16 protein-coding genes, 1 tRNA gene and 2 riboswitches are annotated in these 16,040 nt (G+C 69.8%); of the genes, 7 read left to right on the top strand and 10 right to left on the bottom strand.

From position 1 onward, the window contains the following. Positions 1-116: 116 nt before the first annotated feature. The gene (locus Pph01_RS17760) at positions 117-1,973 is read left to right on the top strand and encodes a toxin glutamine deamidase domain-containing protein (RefSeq protein ID WP_239116792.1); all 1,857 of its coding nucleotides are present in this window, start codon (positions 117-119) and stop codon (positions 1,971-1,973) included. Beyond that, positions 1,970-2,236, top strand: a complete 267-nt coding sequence (locus Pph01_RS17755) for a PepSY domain-containing protein (RefSeq protein ID WP_204074220.1) — start codon at positions 1,970-1,972, stop codon at positions 2,234-2,236. Before Pph01_RS17760 ends, Pph01_RS17755 begins: the two co-directional genes overlap by 4 nt. A gap of 31 nt (positions 2,237-2,267) precedes the next feature. Here the strand turns inward: Pph01_RS17755 and Pph01_RS17750 are convergent, their stop codons facing one another. From Pph01_RS17750 to Pph01_RS17735, 4 genes are all read right to left on the bottom strand, one after another. Next, the gene (locus Pph01_RS17750; protein WP_204074219.1) at positions 2,268-4,754 is read right to left on the bottom strand and encodes an ABC transporter permease; all 2,487 of its coding nucleotides are present in this window, start codon (positions 4,752-4,754) and stop codon (positions 2,268-2,270) included. A 3-nt stretch (positions 4,755-4,757) separates the two neighbouring features. Further along, on the bottom strand, positions 4,758-5,501 hold the full coding sequence (locus Pph01_RS17745; RefSeq protein WP_204074218.1) for an ABC transporter ATP-binding protein: 744 nt from the start codon (positions 5,499-5,501) through the stop codon (positions 4,758-4,760). Positions 5,502-5,614: 113 nt separating this feature from the next. Next, complete coding sequence (locus tag Pph01_RS17740; protein WP_204074217.1) at positions 5,615-6,280, bottom strand: response regulator; 666 nt, start codon at positions 6,278-6,280, stop codon at positions 5,615-5,617. Positions 6,281-6,299: 19 nt separating this feature from the next. Then, positions 6,300-7,478 (bottom strand): sensor histidine kinase, encoded by a 1,179-nt coding sequence (locus Pph01_RS17735; RefSeq protein ID WP_239116791.1) that lies wholly within the window; start codon positions 7,476-7,478, stop codon positions 6,300-6,302. A gap of 494 nt (positions 7,479-7,972) precedes the next feature. On the opposite strand from Pph01_RS17735, the gene Pph01_RS17730 reads away from it, so the two are divergent. Continuing rightward, positions 7,973-8,254 (top strand): hypothetical protein, encoded by a 282-nt coding sequence (locus tag Pph01_RS17730; RefSeq protein ID WP_204074215.1) that lies wholly within the window; start codon positions 7,973-7,975, stop codon positions 8,252-8,254. Positions 8,255-8,274: 20 nt separating this feature from the next. Here the strand turns inward: Pph01_RS17730 and Pph01_RS17725 are convergent. Together Pph01_RS17725 and bcp are read right to left on the bottom strand one after the other, a co-directional pair. Continuing rightward, positions 8,275-8,347: transfer RNA gene (locus Pph01_RS17725), tRNA-Leu, on the bottom strand. Between the two features lie 131 nt (positions 8,348-8,478). Further along, a complete protein-coding gene (gene bcp, locus Pph01_RS17720) occupies positions 8,479-8,946 on the bottom strand; it encodes a thioredoxin-dependent thiol peroxidase (RefSeq protein WP_204074214.1) in 468 nt (155 codons plus the stop codon). A gap of 135 nt (positions 8,947-9,081) precedes the next feature. On the opposite strand from bcp, the gene Pph01_RS17715 reads away from it, so the two are divergent. Next, the gene (locus tag Pph01_RS17715) at positions 9,082-9,405 is read left to right on the top strand and encodes a DUF3618 domain-containing protein (protein WP_204074213.1); all 324 of its coding nucleotides are present in this window, start codon (positions 9,082-9,084) and stop codon (positions 9,403-9,405) included. A 98-nt stretch (positions 9,406-9,503) separates the two neighbouring features. Here the strand turns inward: Pph01_RS17715 and Pph01_RS17710 are convergent, their stop codons facing one another. Then, complete coding sequence (locus Pph01_RS17710; protein WP_204074212.1) at positions 9,504-10,679, bottom strand: amino acid deaminase/aldolase; 1,176 nt, start codon at positions 10,677-10,679, stop codon at positions 9,504-9,506. A gap of 201 nt (positions 10,680-10,880) precedes the next feature. On the opposite strand from Pph01_RS17710, the gene Pph01_RS17705 reads away from it, so the two are divergent. After that, entirely contained in the window at positions 10,881-11,483 is a 603-nt protein-coding gene (locus tag Pph01_RS17705) for a DUF6286 domain-containing protein (RefSeq protein ID WP_204074211.1), read from the top strand. A 2-nt stretch (positions 11,484-11,485) separates the two neighbouring features. Next, entirely contained in the window at positions 11,486-11,962 is a 477-nt protein-coding gene (locus tag Pph01_RS17700; RefSeq protein ID WP_204074210.1) for a hypothetical protein, read from the top strand. Positions 11,963-11,966: 4 nt separating this feature from the next. Here the strand turns inward: Pph01_RS17700 and Pph01_RS17695 are convergent, their stop codons facing one another. Genes Pph01_RS17695 through gcvT form a run of 3 tightly spaced genes read right to left on the bottom strand, consistent with a single transcriptional unit; the run spans position 11,967 to position 14,864 of the window. Continuing rightward, positions 11,967-13,337, bottom strand: coding sequence for an L-serine ammonia-lyase (locus Pph01_RS17695; RefSeq protein WP_204074209.1), 1,371 nt, complete (start codon positions 13,335-13,337; stop codon positions 11,967-11,969). A gap of 25 nt (positions 13,338-13,362) precedes the next feature. Next, a complete protein-coding gene (gene gcvH / locus Pph01_RS17690) occupies positions 13,363-13,752 on the bottom strand; it encodes a glycine cleavage system protein GcvH (protein WP_204074208.1) in 390 nt (129 codons plus the stop codon). Then, positions 13,749-14,864 (bottom strand): glycine cleavage system aminomethyltransferase GcvT, encoded by a 1,116-nt coding sequence (gene gcvT / locus Pph01_RS17685; protein WP_204074207.1) that lies wholly within the window; start codon positions 14,862-14,864, stop codon positions 13,749-13,751. The genes gcvH and gcvT overlap by 4 nt, the downstream gene beginning before the upstream one ends. 43 nt (positions 14,865-14,907) lie before the next feature. Next, positions 14,908-15,003: riboswitch (glycine riboswitch) on the bottom strand. After that, positions 15,004-15,101: riboswitch (glycine riboswitch) on the bottom strand. A 228-nt stretch (positions 15,102-15,329) separates the two neighbouring features. Between gcvT and Pph01_RS17680 the strand changes: the two genes are divergently transcribed. Next, positions 15,330-16,040: hypothetical protein (locus Pph01_RS17680; protein WP_204074206.1), on the top strand; the 711-nt coding region annotated here is incomplete at its 3' end.

The raw sequence follows: 16,040 nt of genomic DNA, 5'->3' as shown, positions 1-16,040 counted from the left end.
GGCCACCGGCGATCCTTCTGGACTTGGGAAAGCCGCTGTGACGGAAGTGAGGCCGCCCCTACCATCGGCACCCTGATTACGTGTCAGGGAGGGGGCCGCAGCACGTGACTCAGGAGATGGCTCGCAGGCATGCCCGGTGGCGGCTGCCGTCCGGCGTCTACAACCCGATCGTGAGCGCCGACGGGCGTAGATGGCGTGATTATGAGAAGGCCGCGGAGACTCCGGCGTCCGCGGACAGCCGGCACCTCGAGGATCGCCACCTGGACGACCTCCGCGCGGAAGACCGAGGCCGGGAGAACCGTCGCACGCAGGCACGTGCGGCGGCCCTGCCGAACGGTCCGGTGAACGGCCCGTCGAACGCCATGGCGGACAGCCTGGTGAACGGCCCGGCGACCAGCCTGGTGAACGGCCTGGCCGACGGGTCGTCGAACGGGACGTCGCACGCGACCTCGAACGGCACGTCGAACGGGCTGCTGAGCGGCCTGCTCAACGGATTGGCGAAGGGCGCCCGCAACGGCCTGGGGAAGGGGACGTCCAATGCCCCGCTCGGCGGCACGCCGAACGGCTCGGCCGAGAACCCGGACCACGACGCGGGTGACAGCCGGAACGAAGACTCGCATGACGGCTCAGGTGACGACATCGTGGCGGTCACGGACGTGACCGAGATGGTCACCGATAACGCGGCGGACGTCACCGGCGATCCTCTGGCTACGGCAGCGGAGGCCGACGCCGCCGATCCGATTGGGGAGACCATCGCCGACGCTGCCGCGCCGGCGCCGCAAGCCACAGTCCAGCCCGCCACCCAGCCCACAGCGCAGGCCGCCGCACAGCCTGAAGCGCAGTACGCGACTCAGCCTGCGGTTCAGCCTGAAGAGCAGCACGCCAGTCAACCCGCGGTTCAGCCCGAAGCACAGTACGTGGCACAGCCCGAAGTGCAGGACGTGGCACAGCCTGAAGCGCAGTATGCGACTCAGCCTGCGGTTCAGCCCGTACAGCCGGAAGCCCAGCCCGAGGCGCACGCCGACGCCCGCGCAGCGGTGCAGCCCGCGGTTCAGCCCGTACTGCACGCGGTAACGGACTCCACAGCACCGGCCACAGGACAGGCCACGGTGCGGGCCGCGGCGCGGTTCGAGGCACAGGCCGGCGCGCATACCGCGACGCAGGCCGGAACACCGGCTCAGGCACCGTCTGAGCCGCCGGTTGAAGCAGCGCTCAGTGCCCAGGCCGCGTCACCACAGCAGGAGGACGGCCCCGGGCGGGCGCAGGGCGCGACACGGGAGTATCCCGCCACGCGTGGAGCGGGCGGTGCCCGGCTCCGGGACGGCGCGGTCGCCGACCCCGGGCCCGACTGGTTCGACGGCCCCCGCAGGCCGCCGCGGCTGGAGACGACGCGTCCGTACGGCAAGCCGGGAGGGCTGGCGGAGGCGAGGCCGGGGACCGAGGAGATCCTCGCCCAGGCGAGCCTGGTCCACGCGGTGAGCGGGCGTTTCCCCGACCCCCGGGGCACCTGGATACGCCTGATCAACGCGGAAGGTCCCTCAGAGGACCCGTTCAGGTCGACGAACGCCGTCGACTGCGCGCTGGCCGTCATGTCGACCTGGCATGGGGAACCGGTCGTGGCCGCACGCCGTCATCCGGAGTTCGACGCGGGGGGAAAGCCGCTCCTGACCGGTGAGACGGGGGGAGTGGCCCGGGCCGAGCAGTGGCTCGGCCATCGGTTCGAGTATGTCGGGCACGGCCGCCGCGCCTACGTGGCCATCGCGCAGCGACTGGTCTTCGGAGGTCACGGGGCGAGCGCGGTGCTCATCACCCGCTGGCCGGGCGGTGGGAGCCACGCATGGAACGCCGTGAACTGCCGGGACGAGGTCCTGTGGATCGACGCCCAGCGGGGTCACATGGCGGTCGAGCCGCCGTACGAGGCCGTCACCGGGGTCTTCTGCGTGGTCATCGACCGGGAGGGGCAACGCCTTTGAAGGTCTCGCCCGATCAGGCGCGGGAACTGGCGGAAGAACATTTCGGAGACCGCGGCTCCGACGTGAAGCTGCTCGCCTTCGACGGCGGCTACGTCGCCTGGATCTCGGGCGACGAGCCCGAAGACCCGAGCGTTCTCCCCGAGATCGTCGGCGGCGGCTGCCTCGTCATCGACGGGACGACGGGCGACATCGCGATACGTCCACTGCTCGGCCCCGACGATGTGGCCGAGCAGTGGCGCACCCCCCTCCCCCCGCCTTCGTGACCACCTGCGGGTGATCAGCCACGTGACAGGCTCAGTCGCTCGCGAGTGAGCCCACGATGGACGTACGTGCCGCACGCCGAGCGGGCAGGACCGCGGCCAGCACCCCTGCCAGCCCGGACGCCGCGATGAACAACAGGACCTGTCCGACGGGCAGCCGGAAGCTCACCGACTCCGAGATCGTCGTCGTCGCGGCCCAGCCGTAGACGATTCCGAGGACGGTACCGACGAGGGCGCCGACCAGACCGAGGATCAGCGCCTCGATCGTGAGCATGCCCCGCAGTTGCCCGCGCTTCAGGCCGAGGGCGCGCAGCAGGGCCGACTCACGCGTCCGCTCGTGCACCGACAACGACAACGTGTTCGCGATGCCCAGCAGCGAGATGACGATCGCGAGGCCGAGCAGACCGGTGATGACCGACAGGATCCCGCCGATCGCGTCGTCGAACTGACTGCGGATCTCGGTGGAGCTGGCGACCTTCACGGCAGGGTACGGCTGGGTCGCGTCGTCCACGATCGCCCGCGCCTTGTCCTGATCGGCTCCGTCGGCCGCGGTGATCAGGATCTGGCTGTCGTCCACCTTCCCGAAGCGCTCGTCGAAGAACTGCTCCGGCACGGTGATCGACGGCAGCAGCGACTCCGAGTCGAGGATGGCGATCACGCGAAGCGGGGTGGCGTTCTTCTCGGTCCCGACGCTGACCTCGTCGCCCACCTTGATCTTGAGGTGCTCGGCCACGTAGTCGGCGATCATGACCGTCCCCGGCTTGAAGCCGTCGGTGGAACCCGACGTCGCCTTCGGCCGCAGGGCCGTCTCGAGAACCGACGACGTCACCGTCCCGATGGGATAGTCCTCGTCGTCGAGCCTGCCCTCGGCCTCCCTGAACTCCGCCACGGTGGCCAGCTCCGGGTGTCCGCGCAGCGCCTCCGCGACCGCGTGGGGGACGTCGCCGGTCTGCGCGGCGACCCGGTAGTCGGCGGGGAACTGCGAGTCGAGCTCCTGGTCGGCGGTGGCCCGCATGGTCGCGGTGAGGACGGCCATGAATGTCATCAGCGTGACGCCGATCGTGAGGGCGATCGTCGTCGTGGCCGACCGCTTCGGGTTGCGCCGTGAGTTCTCCGTGGCCAGACGGCCCGGCACCCCGAACAGGCGACCGGGCAGCCAGCCGGCCAGGCCGCTCAGCGGTGTGACGAGCACCGGTCCGAGGATCAGCACGGTGAAGAAGGCCAGCACGCCGCCCGCCATGACGGTCATGAGCGCCGTCTCACTCGGCTTCGCGGTCACGCCCATGTACGTCAGTGCCGCGGCGGCCAGCCCGAACAGCGCGGCGAAGACGATCCGCACGACGCCGGTACGGAACGTGTGCTCCTCGGTCTGCGTGCGCAGAGCCGCGACGGGCGCGACCTTGGTGGCCTGGCGGGCCGGGAGCAGGGCCGCGACGACGGTCATGATCAGGCCGGTGGCCAGGCCGATGACGATGGTCTGCGGCGACAGGGTCACGGTGCCGGTGGGGACCTCCACGTCAGGGCTGAAGGTGTCCAGGAGGAACACGGCGAGCCCTCCCATGCCGAGCCCGGCGCCCAGGCCGAGGACCGAGGAGACCAGCCCGACGATGGCCGACTCCAGCACGATCGACCCGAAGACCTGACGCCGGGTCGCCCCGATGCATCGCAGCAGCGCGAGCTCGCGCATGCGCTGGGCGACCAGGATTCCGAAGGTGTTGTAGATCACCAGGCCCGCGACCAGCAGGGCGACGATGCCGAACATCAGCAGGCCGACCTTCAGGTATTCGGTGCTCGCGCCGTTGGAGGCCGCCAGGTCGGAGGCGAGCTCGTCCCCGGTCTGGACTGTGGCGCCCGACCCCGCGACCGCGGCGATCGCCGTACGGAGGCTCTCCCTGGACGGGCCCGCGGTGGTGACGTCGATCTCGGCGTAGCCCTTCGCTCCCGTCATCCGCATCGCGGTCGCGGGGGTGTAGGCGACCGCGCCGTGGGCGGCGAGGGACTGGTCGACGCCGACGTCGAAGGTGCCGACGAGCCGGAACTCGTGCCGGGCGTTCTTGTCGTCGAGGACGGCGATGGTGTCCCCGATCCGGAAGCCCTGAGTCCTGGCCGTGCTCGTGTCGACCACGGCCTCGGCGTCCGACGCCGGCACCTTGCCGCTGGTCAGGTCCATTCGGTACGAGGGGAAGGACACCCCGGCGGTGACAAGTTCGCCGACGGTCTTGCCATCCTTGCCGATGAGGGCCGCCTCGCCGGACACGATGGGCTGCGCGTCCTTGACGCCGGCGATTGCTCCCACCTTGGCGAGCAGGCTCGGGGGGAGAGGGTTCTCCTCGTCTTTCGCGCGGACAGCGACATCGATCTTGTCGGCGGCGGCGGTGAAGGACTGGCTGAATCCGGCGTCGATCGTGTCGGTGAGCACGAAGGTTCCGGCGATGAAGCCCACGCCGAGGATGATGGCCAGCGAGGTGAGCAGCAGCCGGAGCCGGTGCGCCAGCAGACCCGCGATGGTGGTTCTGAACACGGGTCAGGCCTCCAGCGCCACGAGCGTGTCGAGGACCGTCTGCGGCGTCGGCTGCTCGATCTCGCGCACCAGCAGGCCGTCGCGGAGGAACACGACCCTGTCGGCGTACGACGCGGCGACCGGGTCGTGGGTCACCATCACGATCGTCTGCCCGAGCTCCCGCACCGACGTGCGGAGGAACGACAACACCTCCGCGCCGCTGCGCGAGTCGAGGTTGCCGGTCGGCTCGTCCGCGAAGATCACCTCAGGCTTGCTGATGAGCGCCCGCGCGACGGCGACGCGCTGCTGCTGGCCGCCGGAGAGCTGGCTCGGCTTGTGCCGCAACCGGTCGCGGAGGCCGACCGTGTCGATCACACGGTCGAACAGGGCCTGGTCGGCCTGCCGTCCGGCGATCTGCAGCGGCAGCAGGATGTTCTGCTCGGCGGTCAGGGTGGGCAGCAGATTGAACGCCTGGAAGATGAAGCCGACGCGCTCGCGCCGCAGCAGCGTGAGCCGCTTGTCGTTCAGCCGGGTGATCTCGACGTCGCCGATGGAGACGTGGCCGTCCGTCACCGAGTCGAGCCCGGCGAGGCAGTGCATCAGCGTCGACTTGCCGGAGCCCGACGGGCCCATGATCGCGGTGAACGCCCCCGTGGCGAACCCGACGTCGATTCCGCGCAGAGCGTGGACGGCCGCGTCGCCCGTGCCGTACACCTTGGTGAGCCCCTGCGCGGTCACGGCGCTCCGGACACTCGTGATTGTGGTCATGCCGAAAACCCTAGGTTCGCGATCATGCGCGTACCTCTGCCGTGCGGAGGGCTTTCTGTTCCGCTTGCCGAGGGTCCGTACGGCCGGTCTGCGATTTCTGATGTAGTCCCGAGTCAGCCCTGGGAACGATCCGGCGTGATGAGCCCGCTCTCGTACGCGTAGACGACGGCCTGGGCACGGTCGCGCAGGCTCAGTTTGGCCAGGATCCGGCCGAGGTGGGTCTTCACCGTCGCCTCCGCCAGTCGCAGCTGCTGGGCGATCTCCGCGTTCGAGAGTCCGAGGGCCACGTGGTACAGGACTTCGCGCTCCCGCGCCGTCAGGGTGTCGTCGTCCCGCTTCAGGGCCTCACTCGCCGGCAGGTGCACGGCGACGCGGTCAAGCAGCCGCCTGGTCGTGCTGGGGGCGATCACCGCGTCCCCGGCGTTCACGGAACGGATGGCGCTGATCAGTTCGGGCGGCGGCACGTCCTTCAGCAGGAAGCCCGAGACGCCCGCCTTGATGGCCTCGAAGGCGTACTCGTCCAGGTCGAAGGTCGTCAGCATGAGGACCTTGGGGGAGCTGGGGGACGCGCAGATGAGCCGGGCCGCCTCCACACCGTCCATGCGGGGCATCCGGACGTCCATCAACACCACGTCGGCCTCGGTCGTGCGCAACAGCTCGATGGCCGAGGCCCCGTCCGCCGCCTCGCCGACGACCTCGATGTCGGGCTGCGCCCCGAGCACCATCCGGAATCCCGTGCGCACCAGTTCCTGGTCGTCGACCAGCATCACTCGGATCATCGCCGCCGCTTCCTGTCCGTCATGCCGTCACTCTCGTCGGGATCCGCGCGAGCACCTGGAAGCCTCCGCCGGCCTTCGGCCCCGCGTCGATGCTCCCGCCGTACATCGCCGCCCGTTCCCGCATGCCGACCAGTCCGTGCCCGCCCTCGGACTCGATCGCGGCCGCGCCCCTGCCGTCGTCGGAGATCCGCAGCACGACCTCGCCCCTGCCGTACGTCATGTCGACCATGGCACGAGCACCCGGGCCCCCGTGTTTGAGGGTGTTCGTCAGCGCCTCCTGGACGATCCGGTAGATCACCAGCTGTTCTCCCTCCGGGAGCGCCTGGGGCACTCCTGAGACGGTGAAGTCGATCGACAACCCGGAGCCGCCGACCTGCTTGACCAGGTCGCCGAGCTGCGCCACGCCCGGCTGCGGAGCGTACTCCTGCGTGTGGTCCCCCTCCTGCCTGAGCACCCCCACAAGGCGGCGCATCTCCGCGAGCGCCGTGCGTCCCGTCGCAGAGATCGCCTGTACGGCACGGCGGGCCTGCTCCGGGTCGCTGTCGATGGCGTAACCCGCGCCGTCGGCCTGGACCACCATCACGCTGACGTTGTGCGCGACGACGTCGTGCAACTCACGGGCGATGCGGGTGCGCTCGGCGGCCGCGGCGATCTGCGCCTGCTGGTCCCGCTCACGTTCTGCGCGTTCGGCCCGCTCGACCAGGCCTTCCACGTAGCGCCTCCGGGTGTTCGCGTAGATTCCGGTGATCCAGATGGCGATGACGAACACCGACATGGAGGCGAAGGCGTTCGGCTCGAACGCGGTATAGCGGGACTGGGCGAGCGCCAGCCCGAGCTCTGCCACCAGGCCGGCCGCGACGGCCCAGGGGGCTGTGCAGCGGGCGGCCACGCCGTACATCGCGACGAGGACGGCGATGTTCGCCGGGAGCTCTGACAGGCCGCCCAGCCATTGGCCGAAGCTGACGAGGGCGACGGCCGCGAACACCTCGCGGGGGTACTTCCTGCGCAACATGAGCGGCGCGAGGAGCGCGAGCGTCAGGAACACCCCCGCCGGCATCCCCACGCGGGAGCCGCCCAGCCACCGGGCGTCGCTGAAATTCGGGACCGTGGCCAGGCAGAACAGGACCACCGGTGAGATGGTGACGGAGTCGATCAGGACGGGGTGACGCCGGGCCCAGGCGCGTGGTCTGCCGAACACGGTTCCAACCATACGTAGTGGCTGCTCAGCGGTGTTCCGCCTTCGGAGTGATCCGGGCGTACGACTCAGGTCGCACATGCGAGGACGGGCCTTACGCCGCCTTTACGAAATGAGGACCATCATTATCCCCGGGAGCGCCTCGGTCGGGGGCGGACAGGAGATCTGTGATGGCGGATCAACATGGAGGGCCGCGCGATGCTGAGGATGAGTCGCGCGTTCCGGGGCCGGGAGAGGGCACCACACCGCTTCCTGCCGAGGCGGCTCCCCACCAGACCACGGCGGAGCCACGCTCCGGGCCTGCTGCAGGGCCCGGAGTAGGCTCCGCCGGCCAATCCGCGCCGGGGTACGCCTTCGGGCCCGGCGGGGCAGGCTGGAATGCACCCGGCTGGCGTCCCGCGACGGGACAGGGCGGACCTGGGGTTCCTCCTCCACCGGCACGCCCGATGGGCCCTCCGGGCGCCCCTCGGCCGCGTCGCACGGACACCGGCCGGCTCGTGATCGTCGGTGTGGTCTGCGCGGTGGTGGGAGCCCTGTTCGGCGGGGGCGTCGTCCTGGTCGGCGACAACCTCTGGCACCGGCTCCACGGCCCGCGCTACGGAGTCGTGTGGTCCGATCCCGGCCAGGGTCAGCGGCGGCTTCCGCGAGACGGCCAGGGCGGTCCGCGCTTCGGGCAGAACCGGCCGTCCGACGACCTGTCCCGATACTGCCGGTGGACCGACGCGGGATTGCAGTGCGCCGCTCCGGACCCCGGTCCGGGTTCTGGTCCGGGTTCGTAACCGCATCGCCGGTCACACAGTGGGGCCGGTGGGATTCGAACCCACGCTGGACGGCACCTAAAGCCGCTGTCTCTGCCGTTGGACTACGGCCCCTCGTCTACTACACACCGTCGACGGCGGTGCGGTCCCTGTGACGTCACAGGCAGGCGCCGCCCATCGTACAGGCTGGGTACCGCCGGAGGCCGCCCGTTTTGCGGCGGCCTCGGGCGGTGTGACCATACGGGTCAGGAGATGCCGAGCTCCTTCACCAGCCGGGCGACGTGACCGGTGGCCTTCACGTTGTAGAGCGCCTTCTCGATCTTGCCGTCGGCGTCGATGACGAAGGTCGAGCGGATGACACCCATGATCGTCTTGCCGTAGTTCGTCTTCTCGCCGTAGGCGCCGTACGCCTTGTGCACGTCGAGATCGACGTCGGACAAAAGCGGGAACGTGAGCCCGTCACGCTCGCGGAACTGCTGCAGCTTGGCGGGCTTGTCCTTGGACACGCCGAGGACGACGAAGCCCTGGGCGGTCAGCGAGCCCAGATTGTCGCGGAAGTCGCAGGCCTGCTTGGTGCAGCCTGGAGTCATCGCCGCTGGGTAGAAATAAAGGATGACGCGCTTGCCACGGAACGACTCGAGCGACACCTCGTCGCCCTCGTCGTCGTTGAGGGTGAATTCGGGCGCGGCGTCGCCGACCTCGAGCCTGCTCATTGCTACCTCCCGTGAGGGTGACCCGCGTCGATGTGGGGACAAGCGCCAACCAAACTACCGGTTCGGCCGTTGTGCGGGGTGCGTACCGGACCTGGCAGACTGATCACCTACGGAAAAACCACAGGAGGGGATCGCATGGCTGACACCGATCCCGATGCGCTGGAACGAGAGATCGAGCGCACCCGGGCCGAACTGGCTCGCACGGTCGACGCCATCGCGGACCGCGTGAGCCCGAAACGGGTGGCCGAGCGGGGCGTCGCCAAGGTCAAGGCCAACGCGGAACACCTGGTGTCGTCGATCGGGGATCTCGTGGGAGGTCCCACGACGCGTTCCGACACCGAGATGGAGGGGGAGGGACGGTACGCGCCAGCGCAGTCCATGGCCCCGGTGCTGATCGGAATCGGCGCCGTCCTCGTCGTGGGGGCCGCCATCATCATGATGCGCCGCCGCAACCGCTGACACCGCCTGCCCTACCCTTGGGCGTGATCACGCCCGGGGTTTGGGCTGGTCGAGTGGGCAATCCGCGAACCTGTGCATGATCACGCGGGGGGAGGGGGCTAGAGGAAGGTTTGGCCCTCTCCTCGGTAGGTGGGGACTTCCTCGATCAATCGGTCGCCTTCGATCAGGTGCAGGCTGGCGAAGCGCTCGCACAACTCTCCGGCCTTGGCGTGCCGGAACCAGACGCGGTCTCCGATCCGCAGGTGCTGGGCGGCTTCGCCGACCAGCGGGGTCTGAACTTCGCCCGCTCCCTCGTTGGAGTCGTACCTCAGCCCGGCCGGCAGATGAGGATGGGGCAGCCGGTTCGCCCCCGACGGGCCCGAGGCCGGATACCCGCCGCCCAGCACCGTCGCGACCCCCGGGGACGGCTTGCGCACCACCGGCAGGGCGAACAACGCCGCCGGCCGCCCGCTGAAGCTCCGGTAGAAGTCGAAAAGCCGTGGATGGAAGAAGCCCGAGCCGGCCGCCACCTCGGTGATCGCGTCCTCCGCCGTCGTCCGCTCGATGCTGCCCGTGCCCCCGCCGTTGACGAACTCCAGGTCCGCGGCCTGCCGTACGGCCTTGACGACCTTCGCACGCCGTACGGCGAGTTCCTGGCCGGATCTGGCCTGCATCCACCGGACGACCCGCCCGTACGCGCCGGGGACCCGGTCGCCCACGCCGGCGATCTGCGCCTCGTACGACATGAGGCCGACCAGGCGCATTCCGGGGCGGCCGGCGATGTCCTCGGCGATCCGGGCCGCCTGGTCGGGCTCGCGGACGGGGGAGCGTAGGGCCCCCACGCGCAGTTTCCCGGCGAACGCCACAAACGCCGCGTCCATATCAAGACATATCCGGATCTGGTGAGGGAGGTGGAGGCTTTCGATCAGACCCAGATGGTCCGGAGAGTCGACCATCACGGCTATCTCGCCGGCTGCCCGGCTGTCGGAGCCGAGCGCGCGCAGGGCGTCCGTGTCCACTGACGGATACGCCACGAGCACGTCACGCAGCCCACAGGACACGAGCCAGAGCGCCTCGGGAAGCGTGAACGCCATGATGCCGGCGAAGCCGTCCATGGCGAGGACGCGTTCGAGGATCGCCCGGCTGCGAATCGACTTGCTGGCGACGCGGATCGGCTTGCCGTTGGCGCGGCGGGCCATGTCGGCGGCGTTGGACCGCAGCGCGTCGAGGTCGACCACCGCGAAGGGCGGGTGCAGGCCCGCCGTGGCATGGTCAAGACGCTGTCGGTCGTCCATGTCCGCAGCCTAGTACGAATAGGCGCAAATTAAATGAGTACCACTCACGTTAACGGGCGCCATCGCAAAGATTCCGGGGCCGCGCGGCCATGATCGCGCAAGATGGCGGGTGATCGGCTCGTCGACGCCTCTCGCCGTGTACCCCTGAACAGGTGACTACAGATCGGATCCGATGCTGTGCTGGCCAGAGGTGACCGTCTGATGAGCGTCGTGCAGGAGATCTTCGCGGGCGCGTCGGCCAAGGGCGACAGTCGGCGAGCCGTACGACGCAACGCGATCCGGGCGCTGCGGCCGGGCCGCACGCCTGTGGGGATCGTGGTGGCCGCGGTGCTCTCCGTGGGCGCGTGGGCCCTGGCCGTCGAGATCATCGCGACGATCTTCGGCTCGCCCGTCCTGTGGCCGCCGCTCCATCGCCTGTTGTCGACGACCTTCGCGGACCCCGCCGTCCCCGGCACGGCCGCCATGATGATCGTTTGCGGTGCGGGCCTGGTGGCCCTCGCCGTACTGCCCGGGCGGCCCCGGCTGGTGCCCCTGGAGTGCGAGGACCCGCTCCTGGTGATGGGACTGACCCGCGCCGGCCTGAGCAGGACCCTCGCGGTCGCGGCCCAGACGGTCGAAGGCGTCCAGCGGGCCCGCGTGCGGATGTTGCGCGGCCAGATCGAGGTCGTGGTGGTCACCGAGGCCAAGGGCGCGGGCGAACTGCTGCGTGAGGTCGGGGCGGCCGTGGGAGACCAGCTGTCCGGCCTCGGCGTGCAGTGCCGTCACGAGGTCGTCGTACGGCTGCGCAGGAGGAGGAGAGGCTGAAGATGCGCGCGTACATGGGGAACCGGATCGGTCTCGGGATCGTCGGGCTGCTCATGGCCTCGGCGGGCGTCGGCGTTCTGGCCGCCCGGGCGGATCACCTCGGCACACGGATCGTCGACCTGTCGTTCTTCGTGAACAACGCCTGGGCGCGGCCGCCGGCCGCGGCCGCCGCCATCCTGATCGCCCTGCTCGTCACACGCTGGCTCGCGGTCGCCCTCGGCTGGGGACGCTGCGGGAGCCGTACGGGATCGGGGACGGCGATGCTGGGCGTCGCGATGAAGGGCATCGAGGGCATCGGGAGGATCCAGGTCAGGCTGGTCCGCGACAAGCGGATGCGCGTCCTGGTGTCCCTGCTTCCCCGCGCCGACCTGCACGAGGTGATCGGGCGCCTCGACGGCGACGCGATCCCGCGCGTGCGTGGGGCGGTCGACCGCGAGGACATCCCCACGCTCGTGCGGCTTCACGTCCGCCGGCGCTGACGGGTCAGCATTCGATGACGTTGACGGCGAGGCCGCCGCGCGAGGTCTCCTTGTACTTGTCGAGCATGTCCCTGCCGGTGTCCCGCATCGTCTTTATGGCCTTGTCCAGCGCCACGAAGTGACGGCCGTCCCCGCGCAGCGCGATTCTGGCCGCGGCGATCGCCTTGATCGAGGCGACCGCGTTGCGCTCGATGCAGGGGATCTGGACGAGGCCGCCGATCGGGTCGCAGGTCAGGCCCAGGTTGTGCTCGATGCCGATCTCGGCGGCGTTCTCCACCTGCTCGGGGGTGCCGCCCAGCACCTCGGTGAGCCCCGCCGCCGCCATCGAGCAGGCCGAACCGACCTCGCCCTGGCAGCCGACCTCGGCGCCGGAGATCGAGGCGTTCTCCTTAAACAGCACGCCCATGGCTCCGGCGGTCAGCAGGAAGCGGACCACCCCGTCGTCGTCCGCCCCCGGGATGAACCTCGTGTAGTACGACAGGACGGCGGGGATGATCCCCGCCGCGCCGTTCGTGGGGGCCGTGACGATCCGGCCGCCCGCCGCGTTCTCCTCGTTGACGGCGAGGGCGAACAGCGTCACCCAGTCCATGGCGCGCAGCGGATCGGTGTCGTTCTCGCTCTGGAGCCTGCGGTGGAGCTGGTTCGCCCGGCGCTTGACCTTCAGACCGCCGGGCAGGATGCCCTCACTGTGGGTGCCCCGCCGTACGCACTCGACCATGACCGACCACAGGTGCAGCAACTGGCTGCGGATCTCCTCCTGCGTACGGCCGAACGCCTTCTCGTTCTCCATCATCAGCCCGGAGACGGACAGGCCGGTGTCCGCGCAGTGGGCGAGTAGCTCAGAGGCCGTCGTGAACGGATACGGCAGCACCGTGTCGTCCGGCTTGATCCGGTCGGCGCCGGTGGCGTTCTCGTCCACGACGAACCCGCCGCCGACCGAGTAGTAGACCTTCTCCCGCACGACGGTGCCCTCGGAGAACGCCGTGAAGCGCATGCCATTCGGGTGGTGGGGGAGCGACAGCTTCCGCTCGAACACCAGGTGGTCGCCCACCACGAAGGGCACCTCGTGCGTGCCGTACAGCCGGACGGTGCCGCTCGACCGCATGGCCTCGAGCATCCCGTCGACACGGTCGACGTCGACCAGCTCCGGCTTCTCCCCGGACAGGCCGAGCAGCACGGCCTTGTCGCTGCCGTGCCCCTTCCCCGTCAGCCCGAGCGACCCGTAGAGGATCACCCGGACCTCGGTGACCTTCTCCAGCAGCCCGTCCGCGTGCAGGCCGCGGGCGAACCGGTGCGCCGCGGCCATAGGGCCGCCCGTGTGCGAGCTGGACGGCCCGATTCCCACCTTGAACAGGTCGAACACGCTGATAGCCACTGGTCGGCGTCCTTGGGAGAAGTGGTCAGGACTCGGCGGTGGTGAGCGAGGTGTACTCGGCGGAGGTGAGCAGGTCCTCCGGCTCCTCGCCGATCTGCACGCGGAACAGCCAGCCCTCGCCGTACGGGTCGGAGTTGACCAGCGACGGGTCGTCGACGACGGCCGCGTTGACCTCCACGACCTCGCCGGTGACCGGCGCGAAGATGTCGCTCACGGACTTGGTGGACTCGACCTCGCCCACGGCGTCTCCGGCGGTGACCGCGGCGCCGACCTCGGGCACCTGGACGTACACCACGTCGCCGAGCTGCTCGGCGGCGTACGCGGTGACGCCCACCGTCACGGTGCGGCCGTCATCGAGCCCGGCCACCCACTCGTGCTCCTTGGTGTAGCTGAGGTCCTCGGGAATGGTGCTCACTTGCTCCTCCTATAAAAAGGCAGGTCAACGACGTCGACCGGTTCATGGCTGCCACGAATGTCCACGGTCAGGCCACCCGCTTCCACAGCGCTGCGCGAGACGTACGCCATGGCGATCGGCTTTCCCAGCGACTGCGAAGGCGCGCCGCTGGTCACCTCGCCCACGACCACGCCGTCACGGGTGACGGGGTAGCCGTGACGGGGGACCCTGCGGCCGCGCGCGACGAGCCCGACGAGGCGGAGGGCGTCCGCGCCCGGTCCGTCCTCCTGGTCCGGCTGGGCCGCGCGTTCGGCGAGAGCCGCGCGCCCGACGAAGTCGCCCGGCTTGTCCAGGCGCACCACCCGGCCGAGCCCGGCGTCGAACGGCGTCTGCTCCTCGGTCAGCTCGTTGCCGTAGAGGGGCATGCCCGCCTCGAGGCGGAGGGTGTCGCGGGCGGACAGACCGGCGGGGAGGAGTCCGAGCCCCGCGCCCGCCTCGGACAGCGCGTTCCACAGCGGCACGGCGTCCTCGTTGCGGACGAACAGCTCGAAGCCGTCCTCACCGGTGTAGCCCGTGCGGGCGATGAGGGCCTCGAACCCGGCGACGGTCGCGGGGAGGCCTGCGTAGTACTTGAGCCCGTCGAGGTCGGCCTCGGTGAGCTTGGCGAGGATCTCGGCGCTCTTCGGGCCCTGCACCGCGACCAGCGCGAAGGACTCGGACCGGTCCTCAACCCGCGCGTCGTACGACCCGGCGCGCTCGGTCAGCTCCCGGGCGACCATGGGGTAGTTGCCGGCGTTGGCGACGACGAGGAACTCCTCGGGCGCGAGCCGGTAGACGATGAGGTCGTCGAGGACGTGGCCGTTCCCGTCCACGATCATGGTGTAACGGGCCCGCCCGGTGTCGAGCGCGCTGAGCCAGCCGACAAGGGCGTAATCGAGCGCCTCGCCCGCCTGGGGGCCGGTGACGAAGATCTCCCCCATGTGGGAGAGGTCGAAGAGCCCGGCGGCCGTGCGGACCGCGTTGTGCTCGACCGACTCGCTGCCGTAACGCAGGGGCATGAGCCAGCCCGCGAAATCCGTCAGGGTGGCGCCGAGGGCCTCGTGGACCTCGCGCAACGGAGTGGACCGGGACATGATGCACCTCAGGAGGACGGATGCTGCGTCGGACTATTGGGCATCCTCCCCCTCTGTCATCGGTGCCTGAGAGCTTCGCCCGTCCTTTGCCGGACTTTCACCTTCGGCGAGGCCTGCAGGCCTGCTTTCCAGAGGTCACCTGGCCCGCACGGTCCTTTGCCTTGAGAGGTTCGCGGGGAGGGCTTGCTCCTTCAGGGGCCCTGACAGGATGCCAGGGCGCTCTCCCGCGCGGGATCACCGGTGTTCCGCCAGCCTAGTGGGTGGGGACTGCTCGCGGTAACGCCCGCCGGGCACCTTTCGGCCGATCGCCTGCGGTTCACCGAGGTCGCCCCGGCCGGAGGGGATGGATCTCGCTACGCGGAATTTTGCGAACTCACTGTAGTTGGCTGAATACATGAAGTAACTTTGCGTCTCATGCCAGGAGTCGACCATGAGATGCCCATCGAGCTGATCCACAACCAGCCGATGACCGCGGTGGAGTTGCTGCGGGACGCCGCCGGTGTCCAGCCACCCTCATTCGCCACGGTCGCGGTGGAAGCTGTGGACTGCACTCAGTTGGCTCCGGTGGAGTTCCGCGCCGATTCGGTCGTGGTGCTGCGCGACGCGGCGGGAGGAGCTCAGCTTGCGCTGATCGTGGAGGTGCAGAATCGCCGTGACGCGCGTAAGCGGTTCAGTTGGCCGGTGTACTCCACGGCGCTGCGGGCCCGGCTGGAGTGCCCGACCGCCCTGATGGTCATCTGCCCGGATCCGGCAGTGGCCCGCTGGTGTGAGCAGGCGATCGAGCTGGGCCCCAGCGGGACGATCACTCCGCTGGCCGTTCATCCGGGTCGCATCCCGCTGATCACCGATCCGGAGCGGGCGCGTGCCTGTCCCGAGTTGGCCGTCCTGTCGGCCACCGCGCATGCCGAACGGCCCGAGATCGGACCGGCGCTGCAGGCCATGCTCGCGGCGCTGGACACCCTGGACGAGGATCGGGCGAAGCTATATTTGAACTACGTGTTCGCCGTGCTACCGAGTGTGGCGCGCAAGCACCTGGAGGAGATCGTGACCACGACGAGCCACGAGTACGAGCGGATCGCCGGTCAGTACCTGTCTCACTGGGTCGATCAGGGCCGAGTAGAAGGCCGCGAGGAAGGCCGCGAGGAAGGCCGCGCCGAAGGTCGAGTGGAAGGCCGT

The sequence above is a fragment of the Planotetraspora phitsanulokensis genome (assembly GCF_016863295.1).
Taxonomy (GTDB): domain Bacteria; phylum Actinomycetota; class Actinomycetes; order Streptosporangiales; family Streptosporangiaceae; genus Planotetraspora; species Planotetraspora phitsanulokensis.
Note: the sequence above shows the minus strand (reverse complement) of the source record. Positions and strands in the feature narration are given on the sequence as shown.

What these genes read in the sequence shown, in the direction of transcription:
- Pph01_RS17740 (WP_204074217.1), bottom strand. Translation starts at nt 6,280, where the DNA reads ATGATCCGAGTGATGCTGGTCGACGACCAGGAACTGGTGCGCACGGGA.
- Pph01_RS17710 (WP_204074212.1), bottom strand. Translation starts at nt 10,679, where the DNA reads ATGGACGACCGACAGCGTCTTGACCATGCCACGGCGGGCCTGCACCCG.
- Pph01_RS17760 (WP_239116792.1), top strand. Translation starts at nt 117, where the DNA reads ATGGCTCGCAGGCATGCCCGGTGGCGGCTGCCGTCCGGCGTCTACAAC.
- Pph01_RS17705 (WP_204074211.1), top strand. Translation starts at nt 10,881, where the DNA reads ATGAGCGTCGTGCAGGAGATCTTCGCGGGCGCGTCGGCCAAGGGCGAC.
- Pph01_RS17745 (WP_204074218.1), bottom strand. Translation starts at nt 5,501, where the DNA reads ATGACCACAATCACGAGTGTCCGGAGCGCCGTGACCGCGCAGGGGCTC.
- Pph01_RS17715 (WP_204074213.1), top strand. Translation starts at nt 9,082, where the DNA reads ATGGCTGACACCGATCCCGATGCGCTGGAACGAGAGATCGAGCGCACC.
- bcp (WP_204074214.1), bottom strand. Translation starts at nt 8,946, where the DNA reads ATGAGCAGGCTCGAGGTCGGCGACGCCGCGCCCGAATTCACCCTCAAC.
- Pph01_RS17700 (WP_204074210.1), top strand. Translation starts at nt 11,486, where the DNA reads ATGCGCGCGTACATGGGGAACCGGATCGGTCTCGGGATCGTCGGGCTG.
- gcvT (WP_204074207.1), bottom strand. Translation starts at nt 14,864, where the DNA reads ATGTCCCGGTCCACTCCGTTGCGCGAGGTCCACGAGGCCCTCGGCGCC.